At 70.0% G+C, this 9898-nt stretch carries 12 protein-coding genes; 5 read left to right on the forward strand and 7 right to left on the reverse strand.

Going from position 1 to position 9898, the window contains the following annotated elements; translation table 11 throughout:
- Positions 1 to 97 precede the first annotated feature (97 nt).
- The 4 genes from ilvA to A9G05_RS25680 all read right to left on the reverse strand — a co-directional run bounded on the left by ilvA (position 98) and on the right by A9G05_RS25680 (position 3439).
- Entirely contained in the window at positions 98 to 1612 is a 1515-nt protein-coding gene (gene ilvA / locus A9G05_RS25665) for a threonine ammonia-lyase, biosynthetic (RefSeq protein ID WP_069563637.1), read from the reverse strand.
- 8 nt (positions 1613 to 1620) lie between these two features.
- Entirely contained in the window at positions 1621 to 2037 is a 417-nt protein-coding gene (locus A9G05_RS25670) for a DUF4440 domain-containing protein (RefSeq protein ID WP_044410586.1), read from the reverse strand.
- A gap of 202 nt (positions 2038 to 2239) precedes the next feature.
- On the reverse strand, positions 2240 to 3061 hold the full coding sequence (locus tag A9G05_RS25675; RefSeq protein WP_069563627.1) for an HDOD domain-containing protein: 822 nt from the start codon (positions 3059 to 3061) through the stop codon (positions 2240 to 2242).
- Positions 3062 to 3154: 93 nt separating this feature from the next.
- Entirely contained in the window at positions 3155 to 3439 is a 285-nt protein-coding gene (locus A9G05_RS25680) for a hypothetical protein (protein ID WP_170832295.1), read from the reverse strand.
- Positions 3440 to 3701: 262 nt separating this feature from the next.
- On the opposite strand from A9G05_RS25680, the gene A9G05_RS25685 reads away from it, so the two are divergent.
- The 4 genes from A9G05_RS25685 to A9G05_RS25700 all read left to right on the forward strand — a co-directional run bounded on the left by A9G05_RS25685 (position 3702) and on the right by A9G05_RS25700 (position 6493).
- Positions 3702 to 4121 carry a DUF4136 domain-containing protein gene (locus A9G05_RS25685; RefSeq protein ID WP_069563629.1) on the forward strand — a complete coding sequence of 140 codons (420 nt, stop codon included), beginning with the start codon at positions 3702 to 3704 and terminating at the stop codon, positions 4119 to 4121.
- An 82-nt stretch (positions 4122 to 4203) separates the two neighbouring features.
- Entirely contained in the window at positions 4204 to 4638 is a 435-nt protein-coding gene (locus A9G05_RS25690) for a DUF411 domain-containing protein (protein ID WP_069563630.1), read from the forward strand.
- 76 nt (positions 4639 to 4714) lie between these two features.
- Positions 4715 to 5572, forward strand: coding sequence for a PhzF family phenazine biosynthesis protein (locus tag A9G05_RS25695; protein WP_069563631.1), 858 nt, complete (start codon positions 4715 to 4717; stop codon positions 5570 to 5572).
- 66 nt (positions 5573 to 5638) lie between these two features.
- Positions 5639 to 6493: a neutral zinc metallopeptidase gene (locus A9G05_RS25700; protein WP_069563632.1), complete on the forward strand. Its 855-nt coding sequence runs from the start codon at positions 5639 to 5641 to the stop codon at positions 6491 to 6493.
- Positions 6494 to 6500: 7 nt separating this feature from the next.
- Here A9G05_RS25700 and A9G05_RS25705 read toward each other — a convergent pair whose 3' ends face one another.
- The 3 genes from A9G05_RS25705 to A9G05_RS25715 all read right to left on the reverse strand — a co-directional run bounded on the left by A9G05_RS25705 (position 6501) and on the right by A9G05_RS25715 (position 8757).
- Positions 6501 to 7130: an HAD family hydrolase gene (locus A9G05_RS25705; RefSeq protein ID WP_069563633.1), complete on the reverse strand. Its 630-nt coding sequence runs from the start codon at positions 7128 to 7130 to the stop codon at positions 6501 to 6503.
- Positions 7127 to 7996, reverse strand: a complete 870-nt coding sequence (tesB, locus tag A9G05_RS25710) for an acyl-CoA thioesterase II (protein ID WP_069563634.1) — start codon at positions 7994 to 7996, stop codon at positions 7127 to 7129. The genes A9G05_RS25705 and tesB overlap by 4 nt, the downstream gene beginning before the upstream one ends.
- A 200-nt stretch (positions 7997 to 8196) precedes the next feature.
- Positions 8197 to 8757 (reverse strand): GNAT family N-acetyltransferase, encoded by a 561-nt coding sequence (locus tag A9G05_RS25715; RefSeq protein WP_069563635.1) that lies wholly within the window; start codon positions 8755 to 8757, stop codon positions 8197 to 8199.
- Between the two features lie 65 nt (positions 8758 to 8822).
- Between A9G05_RS25715 and A9G05_RS25720 the strand changes: the two genes are divergently transcribed.
- On the forward strand, positions 8823 to 9743 hold the full coding sequence (locus A9G05_RS25720) for a histone deacetylase (protein WP_069563636.1): 921 nt from the start codon (positions 8823 to 8825) through the stop codon (positions 9741 to 9743).
- Positions 9744 to 9898 lie beyond the last annotated feature (155 nt).

The following is a 9898-nucleotide window of genomic DNA, read 5'->3' on the forward strand; positions in this document are numbered from 1 at the left end:
AACCGCATGGTGGACCGGTGGAACGCGGTCCACCCTACGCCCGGGATCGAGTCCGCTGCCGCTACAGAAGGTGGGCTGAAGCCCGCCCTAAGACCGCTCAGCGGGCGAACAACCGGTACGCCGGGTTGTCGCTTTCGTCCCACCAGGGGTAGCCGATGGCGTCCAGGGCGGCGGGCAGTTGGTGCATCTGTTCCTCCGGCACCTGCAACCCGGCCAGTACGCGGCCGTCGGCGGCGCCGTGGTTGCGGTAGTGGAACAGGCTGATGTTCCAGCGCCCGCCCAGTTTGTCGAGGAAGTTGAACAACGCACCGGGCCGCTCGGGGAATTCGAAGCGCAGCAGGCGCTCGTCCTGCGCGCCCACGGCGCGGCCACCGACCATGTGGCGGATGTGCAGCTTGGCCAGCTCGTTGTCGGTCAGGTCCAGCACCGGGAAGCCCTGCTGCCGCAGCCCCTCCACCAATGCCTGGCGCGGGTCGTTGAGCGGGTGGGTCTGCACGCCGACGAACAACCGCGCCTGGTCGCCGTCGTCGTAGCGGTAGCTGAATTCGGTGATCTGCCGCTTGCCCAGCGCTTCGCAGAAGGCGCGGAAGCTGCCCGGCCGTTCGGGGATGGTGACGGCGATGATCGCCTCGCGCTGCTCGCCCAGTTCGGCGCGCTCGGCCACGTGGCGCAGGCGGTCGAAGTTGACGTTGGCGCCGGAGTCGATGGCCACCAGCACCTGCCCCGTCACGCCCTCGCGCTCGACGTAGCGCTTGATCCCGGCCACGGCCAGGGCGCCGGAGGGCTCGGTGATGGAGCGGGTGTCGTCGTAGATGTCCTTGATCGCCGCGCAGATCTCGTCGGTGCTGACGGTGATCACTTCGTCCACGTACTCGCGGCACACCTCGAAGTTGTGCGCGCCGATCTGCGCCACCGCCACGCCGTCGGCGAACAGCCCCACCTGCTCCAGCACCACCCGCTCGCCCGCTGCCAGGGCGGCCTGCAGGCAGTTGGAATCGTCCGGTTCGACGCCGATCACCTTCACCTCGGGCCGCAGGTACTTCACGTAGGCGGCGATGCCGGCGATCAGCCCGCCGCCGCCCACCGGCACGAAGATGGCGTCGAGTTGACCAGGCTGCTGGCGCAGGATCTCCATGGCCACGGTGCCCTGCCCGGCGATCACTTCGGGGTCGTCGTAAGGCGGGATGAAGGTCAGCCCCTCGGCCTGCACACGCGCCCTGGCATGGGCCAGGGCCTCGGGGAAAGCGTCGCCATGCAGCACCACCTTACCACCCCGGGCCAGCACGCCCTGGACCTTCAGCTCCGGCGTGGTGCGCGGCATGACGATGGTGGCGTCGATGCCCAGCTCGCGGGCCGCCAGGGCCAGGCCCTGGGCATGGTTGCCGGCGGAGGCGGCGATCACCCCGCGCGCCCGGGCCTCCGGCTCCAACTGGACGAGGCGGTTGTAGGCGCCGCGGATCTTGAAGGAGTAGACCGGCTGCAGGTCCTCGCGCTTGAGCAGCACCCGGTTGCCGAGCCGCTCGGCAAGGCGCGGGGCCGGTTGCAGGGGCGTCTCGATGGCGACGTCATAGACCGGCGCACGGAGGATCTTCTGCACGTAGTGCTTGAGCAGGGCCTCGCTCATGGCGTCACCTCCGGCGCGGTGCCGTCCAGCAGGGCGGTGCCGTAGGAGTTGTCCACCGCACAGCGCCAGGCGCCGTCCGGCTCCTTGCGGAACACGTAGGTGGCCTTGCGCTCGACGAAGGAGAGGAAGCCATCGGTGGCCCGCCACTGGATGCGCGCGCGGCCCAGCACCAGCGCAGTGTCCGTGGTCTCCATCACCTGCAGGTCGCGCTGGGTCACCCAGAGGCTGTGCTGGAAGTGGGCGGCGATGCCGTCGAAGGCCTGGCGGATGCGCTCGCGTCCCTGGACTTCCAGCCCCGGCCGCACCACCAGCACGGCGTCGTCGGTGTAGAAGTCCATCAGCGCATCGAAGCGCCCGCTGTTGATCAGGTGGTCGGCCCGTTGCACGGCCTCGACGAGGGGGGAAGGGTTCATGCTGTCTCCTGGCTTGGCTGGGACCCTGGAGACAGAAAGAAGAAACCCGCCTCGTAGGGCGGGTTTCCGGTCGATGATCGCTACCCCGCCATGATCGGAATGGCGGTAATAATCTGCTGGCGCGGCATCGAGGTGTTCGGGTTCATGGGGGCGGAAACTATTCCAGCCAGCCCCATCGCGTCAAGCGTCGGCATCCGTGCACTCACCCCAACAGTTCGGCGAACGCCTTGTCCGCCTCCAGCACGGCCGGCAGCGCGTTGAACAGCGCCACCAGGTCCACCCCCTCCATCAACGGTCCGTCCAGCGATACGCGCGCCTCGTCGGTGGCGCCGCCATGGGCCTGCAGGGCTTCGCTGACCAGCACTGCCTGGGCCAGCACGCGCGACAACTGGGCCTCTGCCGGGGCCTGCATGGGGCGGGCCTGGTAGGCGATGGCCTGCTGGATCACCACCGGCAACTGCCAGCGACGCGCCAGCTCGGCGCCGACCTCGGGGTAGCCGAAGCCCAGTTGCAGCGTCTCGTTGGCAGCCCGCCCGGCAGCGCCGCCCTTGCCGCTGTTGAAGCGCTCAGCGAACTCCGGCGCGCCGGTCTGGATCAGCAGTTCGCCGATGTCATGCATCATCCCGCAGGTGAAGGCGGTGTCCGGGTCGAGCCCGCGCTGCTTGGCCAGCAGGCGGCTGATGCTGGCCACCTGGAAGCTGTGCAGCCAGAAGCCCTTGAGGTCGAAGCTGGTGGGTGCCTTGAACGCGCCGGTGACGGCCGAGGCCATGACCAGGGTGCGCAGGGTGTTGAAGCCCAGGCGCATGGCCGCATCCTCGACGCTGGTGGACTCGCGGGCACCGCGAAAGCGTGCGGAGTTGGCCAGGCGCAACACCTTGGCGGCGATCACCGGGTCCAACTGGATGTTGCGCGCCACGGCGTCGAGGCTGGACGTGGGGTTGTCGAACTGCTGGATCAGGTCCTGCGCCACCTTGGGAATGCTGGGCAGGGTATGGAGCTGGGCGAACAGCGTTTCTATATCCATGGGAGCACCTCACTCATCGGCGTGTAAGCCAAAGGATAGGCACTTTTCCATGGCCTGCCCGGCGCACGGGTAACGTCGCCCCAGAGGCTCTGTTCAGCGCTCTCCAGGCGCGCCGGGCGCCATTTCCGGGAGCCCCTGCGCCGGTGTGTCGCGGCCTTCGCCCCGGCGCGCCGCCGCCGCTGGGGCGTCGTCCAGCTCGCCGTTCGTCGGCAAGTCCTGCTGCGGGGGGCGGGCGAGGCGCGCCAGGGCCAGGCAGCCCTGCATCGGCACCCGCAGCACCAGCGCGGCGCGCATCCGCTCGCGCTCGCACAATGCCCACAGCAGGAACAGCGCCAGGCCGATCTGCCGGCCACCGCAGTAGATGCGCACGTTGCTCACAGAGGGCGTCTCCGTCAGCAAGATGCCGTTGAGGTTGGCCACTTCCTAGGGACGGAACCGGTATGCCAGCCCGAAGCCGGCGAATACCGGCACCTGGATCACCAGGATCACGCGGGCCAGCCCCATTGCCTTGCCCTCTTGCGGTAACGGAACGGGCAACAGATCCACCCCCAGCGAATCGTTCGGCCAACCCATCGGACGGTGCCGGGCCAGACGGGCCGGGACTAGGCTGCGGACAGTCCAGCCACCCGAGGAGACACCCATGCTGCCCCCGCGCCAGAGCCTGCCGTTGCTCGCCATGCTGCTCGGGGCCAGCCTCGCCCCCACGGCAGAAGGCAGCGGCGACGCGCCCCCGGCGGCAGCCCCGACGACCTTCAGTGTGCGCGGCAGCCTGGTGCCGGAGCAGGCTGCCTTCGGCCAGCGCCTGGACAACGCCGTGCACAAAGCCATGGACGCCAAGGGCTACCGCTACCGCGAGCAGGAAGGCGACCTGGCGCTGTACTACGGCCTGCCGGGGTCGCAGGAGGGTGATGGCCTCAGCCTGCGGGTGTTCGACGGCTTCGATGAGCGGCTGCTCTACGAGGCCCTCGCCGGCCAGCCCCTGGACAGCCTGGCGCAGACCGACCTGGACCAGGCCATTGCCCTGCTGCTGCAGGACTTTCCCCTCCGGCGCATGGGCTGAACGGCACATCCGGTAACAGCCTTGGCGCGCGCCACGACCCGCATGGCGCTAAGCTCCGCCGATTTCCGCCAGGAGAACTCCCATGCGCCTCTACCTGCTCCCCCTGCTCGTTGCCCCGCTGTTCGCCCAGGCCGCCGACCCGGTCACCCTGGACGTCTACCGCGACCCCAACTGCGGCTGCTGCAAGGCCTGGATCAGCCACCTGCGGGACAACGGCCTGCAGGTCAACGACCACGTGGAAAACGACATGGCCGCGGTCAAGGAGCGCCTCGGCGTCCCCCACCGCCTGGGCTCGTGCCACACCGGCGTGATCGACGGCAAGTTCGTCGAGGGCCACGTGCCCGCCCGCGACGTGCTGCGCCTGCGCGAGCGCGCCGACCTGATCGGCGCCGCTGTGCCCGGCATGCCCATCGGCTCTCCGGGCATGGAGATGGGCGACCGCCAGGACGCCTACCAGGTGGTCGGTCTCGACAGCCAGGGCCGCGAGAGCGTGCTGGCGGAATATCCGGCACACTGACCGCCCCTTACCCACAATGGCGGCCGCTCCTAGAGGTGTACTTGGGGCGGCCGTCTGCATTTCAGGAGCAGGAAAAATGGATTACTGGCAGGTCGATGTATTCGCCGAACGGGTGCTGGCCGGCAACGGACTAGCGGTGTTCGCCGACGCGAGAGGGCTTTCCGGCGAGGCGATGCAGGCACTGACCCGGGAGCTGCGGCAGTTCGAGTCGATCTTCCTCGCGCCCAGCGCCGAGGCCGACCTGTTCTCCGCGCGCATCTTCACCCTGGAAGAAGAGCTGCCCTTCGCCGGCCACCCGATCCTCGGCGCCGCCGCCCTGCTCCATCACCTGCATGCCCGCACCGACATCGCCACCTGGCGGCTGCGCCTGGGCGAGCGCGACGTGCCACTGACAACCCGCCGCCAGGCCAATGGCGGCTACCACGCGGAGATGGACCAAGGGCCGGCCCGGTTCGGCCAGGAACTGGACGCCACGGCCGCCGACGCCTTCGCCGCCGCCTTCAGCAGCCAGTGGGACCGCCGCCACCCGCCCCGGGTGGTCAGCACCGGCCTGCCCTACCTGTTGTTGCCAGTGACCGCCGCCGGCCTCGCCAATGCCCGCCAGCAACGCCTGCTGGACGACGACCTGGCAGCCATCGGCGCGGCCTTCGTGTTCCTCATCGACGTGGACGCCCGCGAAGGCCGCACCTGGGACCCGGCCGGCCTGGTGGAAGACATCGCCACCGGCAGCGCCGCCGGCCCGGTCGCCGCCTGGCTGGTGGAGCGCGGCCTGGCGCCTCGGGGCGAACCCTTCGCCCTCGCCCAGGGGCGCTTCCTGCAGCGCCCCAGCCGCCTGGAAGTTCGCGTCGAGGCCGACGGCCACGTGCATGTCGGCGGCGGCGTGCACCTGCTGGCACGCGGCACCTTGCTGCACGCCCCTGAAACGCTGGCCTGACGACCGACCTGGCGCTCACGGCGCCGGGCGACAAGACTTGGGTGTTTGACTGCAGCGGAGGCAACGATGCGTTGGCAGCGCGCAAGACGCAGCGACAACCTGGTGGACGCCCGCCGCAGCGGCCTGCCCGGCAAGGGCCTGGGCCTCGGCGGGCTGGCCCTGGTGGTGGTGGTCGGCCTGCTGCTGGGGGAAGACCCACTGACCATCCTCGACCAGGTGGCGCGCCAGGCCTCGGTGGCCACCGCGCCGCCCCACAGCGGCACACCGGTGGGCGACGAGCAGGAGGTGGAGTTCGTCCGCGCCGTGCTCGGCGACACCGAGGACACTTGGCAGGTGCTGTTCCAGCAGGCCGGGCGCAGCTACCCGGAGCCGCGCCTGGTGCTGTTCAGTGGCGCGGTGGAGTCCGCCTGCGGCCACGCCAGTTCGGCGGTGGGCCCGTTCTATTGCCCCGGTGATCGCCAGGTGTACCTGGACCTGGATTTCTTCCGCGAGATGAGCCAGCGCTTCTCCGCCGCCGGCGACTTCGCTCAGGCCTACGTCATCGCCCACGAGGTGGGCCACCATGTGCAGACCGTGCTGGGCCTGACCGCTCGCCTCGACGAGGCGCGCCGCCGGGGCGCACGGCTGGAGGGCGCGAACGGCCTGCTGGTACGTCAGGAGTTGCAGGCCGACTGCCTGGCCGGGGTCTGGGCGCACCATGCACAGAAGCGCCTGCAATGGCTGGAGCCGGGTGACGTCGAGGAAGCCCTCAACGCCGCCAGCGCCATCGGTGACGACCGCCTGCAGCGCCAGGCGCGGGGCCAGGTCCGCCCCGATGCCTTCACCCACGGCACCTCGGAACAGCGGGTGCGCTGGTTCAAGGCCGGTTTCGAGAGCGGCCAGGTGAAGCACTGCGACACCTTCGCGGCGCCGCGCCTCTAGGGCCTGATCAGCGCGCGGGAAGCGTCTCGGCCCGTAACAGGTCGAGCATCGCCACGCAATCGGGCAGGTGCCAGTCGGCCAGTTCCGGCCAGGGATTCTCCGGCAGGTTGACCAGCACCGTGGCGGCACCGGCCGCGCGGCCGCAGTCCAGGTCGAAACGGTAGTCCCCCACCATCACCAGCTCCTCCGGTGCCACCGTCCACTGCTCGGCCAGGTGCAGCAGCCCGCCCGGATGGGGCTTGGGCGGCGCCTCGTCGCGGCCGAGGATGTCGGCATGGGCGAAGCAGTCATCCAGGCCTATGGCCTGCAGGGTCAGCAGCGCCAGTTCACGGGCATTGCGGGTGAGGATGCCGAGGCGCACGCCCTGCTCATGCAGGGCCCGCACCAGTGGGACCGCGCCGGTGGCCGGGCGCGAGGCCAGGGCCAGTTCGCGTTCGTGCTCCAGCAGCCAGGCGTGCTTGGCGCGGGACTCGGCCTCCGGCAGGGCGGCCAGGTGATGGAGGATGTCGTCCTCCGGGGGGATGTCCAGCGCCCGGCGGATGGCGGCGAAGTCATGCACGGCCAGCGTCAGGGTGCCGTCCATGTCGAATACCCAGTGCTGGTAGCTGGCCAGCGGCCGCGCCTGGCGGGCGTTCATTTCCAGTCCTCGCGCAGGCGGGTCAGGCCTTCCTGGGCCACCGAGGCCACCAGTTGCCCGGCGCGGTTGAAGATGCTGCCACGGGAGAACCCGCGGGAGTTGCCGGACCAGGGGCTGTCCATGGCGTAGAGCAGCCAGTCGTCGGCGCGCAGGTCGCGGTGGAACCACAGCGCGTGGTCGAGGCTGGCCACCTGCATGAACTTCTGCCACACCGAAACCCCGTGGGGCAGCATGGCGGTGGTCAGCAGGCCGAAGTCCGAGGCGTAGGCGAGGATGTACTTGTGCAGCGCGGCGATGTCCGGCAGCGAGCCATCGGCGCGGAACCAGACGTGCTTGATCGGCTCGCCGGGCTTGGGGTCGTAGGGGTTGTTGGCGCTGACCGGGCGGATCTCGATGGGCTTGGCGCAGAGGAACTTGTCACGCACCCGCTCGGACAGCAGGTGGACATTGCGCTTGGTCAGCTCCAGCTCGCTCGGCAGGTTCTCCGGGCCCGGTACGTCGGGCATGGTGATCTGGTGCTCGAAGCCGCCCTCGTCCTGCTGGAAGGACGCGCTGCAGGTGAAGATCTGCTGGCCCTTCTGGATCGCCGTGACCCGGCGGGTGCTGAAGCTGCCGCCGTCGCGCACCCGCTCCACCGAGTAGACCACCGGCAGGCTGGCGTCGCCGGGGCGCAGGAAGTAGCCATGCAGCGAGTGCACATGGCGCTCCGGCTCCACCGTCTGGCTCGCCGCCGACAGCGACTGGCCCAGCACCTGGCCGCCGAACAGCTGGCGGAAGCCGAGGTCCTGGCTGACGCCGCGGAACAGGTTCTCCTCGATGGATTCGAGGCTCAGCAGGGCGACCAGTTCGTCGAGCACCTGGGTCATGGGGTTCTCCTCAGCAAGGCACGCCGCCGCATCGGCCGTGCGGCGGTCTTCATCGTTCGGGGTGGGCCGAGCAGCGCGGCCGGGGGCAAATGATAAAGGTTCGGCCGCTCCGGGTTGAGGGAAAACATCGGCGATGTTCACGCCATTTCAGCGGGTGCCCCGTGCAAGGCCCAAAGAGGCGACCGGCGGCACGCCCGCCCTCAGCGTCGCGCCGCCCAGTCCGCCTGGCCGATGCGATACAGCACGTGGCGCCTCAGGGGGTGACCCTCTGGCAGGCGCGGATGCTCGAAGTCCCCCGCCTCGTCGCGGCGCATGCCCAGCCGCTGCATGAGCATCCAGGACGGCTGGTTGGCCGGCACGGTGAAGGCCACCACCTCCTCCAGCCCCAGCGTGGCGAAGGCGAAGTCCAGCACCGCGCCTGCCGCCTCGCCGGCCAGCCCCTGGCCCCAGAAGCGCGGCAGCAGGCGCCAGCCGATCTCCACCGCCGGGGTGAAGGGCGCCTCGAAGCCCACGTGCAGCAACGCCAGCATGCCGACGAAGGCGCCATCGCTGCGCTGCTCCACCACCCAGAGGCCAAAGCCGTGGGCCTCGACGTGCTCGCCCAGGCGCGCGGCCAGGGCGTCGCTTTCCGTGCGGTCCAGGCAGGCGGGGAAATGGCGCATCACCGCCGGGTCGGCGTTCAGTGCGGCAAAGGCCGGGGCGTCATCGTCGCGCCAGGGGCGCAGGCGCAGCCGGGGTGTCAGCAACTCGGGGGCGGGCATGGGCTTTCTCGGGCTGGGGCAAAGGCGCCTATCATACGGCCGCGCCCTGCCACGAGAACCCGCCGATGGATCTGCCACTGGTCTACCACGACGACTACAGCCCGCCCTTCCCGCCGGAACACCGCTTCCCCATGGAGAAGTTCCGCCTGCTGTACCAGCACCTGGTGGCCAGCGGCATCGCCACAGACGCCACCCTGCACCGCCCGCCCCTGTGCCCGCCGGAGGTGCTGGCCCTGGCCCATTGCCCGGACTACATCGCCCGCTACCTGCAGGGCGAGCTGGCCCGGGAGGACCAGCGCCGCCTCGGCCTGCCCTGGAGTGAGGCCCTGGCCCGACGCACCGTGCGCGCCGTGGGCGGCTCGCTGCTGGCGGCGGAACTGGCCCTGGAACATGGTCTGGCCTGCCACCTGGCCGGCGGCACCCACCACGCCCACTACGACTTCCCCTCGGGCTTCTGCATCTTCAACGACCTGGCGGTGATCAGCCGTTACCTGCTGGAAGCCGGGTGGGTCGGCCGGGTGCTGATCTTCGACTGCGACGTGCACCAGGGCGACGGCACCGCCCGCATCCTGGCCGACACCCCGGAGGCCATCACCGTCTCGCTGCACTGCGAAAAGAACTTCCCCGCGCGCAAGGCCGAGAGCGACTGGGACATTCCCCTGCCCATGGGCCTGGCCGACGACGGCTACCTGCAGGTGGTGGACGACGCGCTGAACTACCTGCTTCCGCTCTACCAGCCGGACCTGGTGATCTACGACGCCGGCGTCGACGTGCACAAGGACGACACCCTGGGCTACCTGCAGCTCACCGACGCGGGCCTGGCCCGGCGCGACGAAGCGGTGATGCGCCACTGCCTGGGCCGCGACATTCCGGTGGTAGGAGTGATCGGCGGCGGCTACGACAAGGACCGCGCCGCCCTCGCCCGCCGCCACGGCATCCTCCACTACAGCGCCGCGCGGGTGTGGCGGAGCGAGGGATTGGCATAAGGCTCAGCCCAGCCTGGGGTCCGGCATGAGCGGCAAACCCGCCCTCATCGGGCGGCGCCAACAACACGTTGGCTCATTTTCCCGCGTGACTATCGGAAGCGCCTGATGGAATCCCCCTAATACAAACAGTCAGTCTCCGTCCTCCCAGTTCCAAT

Origin of the sequence: Pseudomonas sp. ENNP23, assembly GCF_001728945.1 — a bacterium.
GTDB classification, from domain to species: Bacteria; Pseudomonadota; Gammaproteobacteria; order Pseudomonadales; family Pseudomonadaceae; genus Metapseudomonas; species Metapseudomonas otitidis.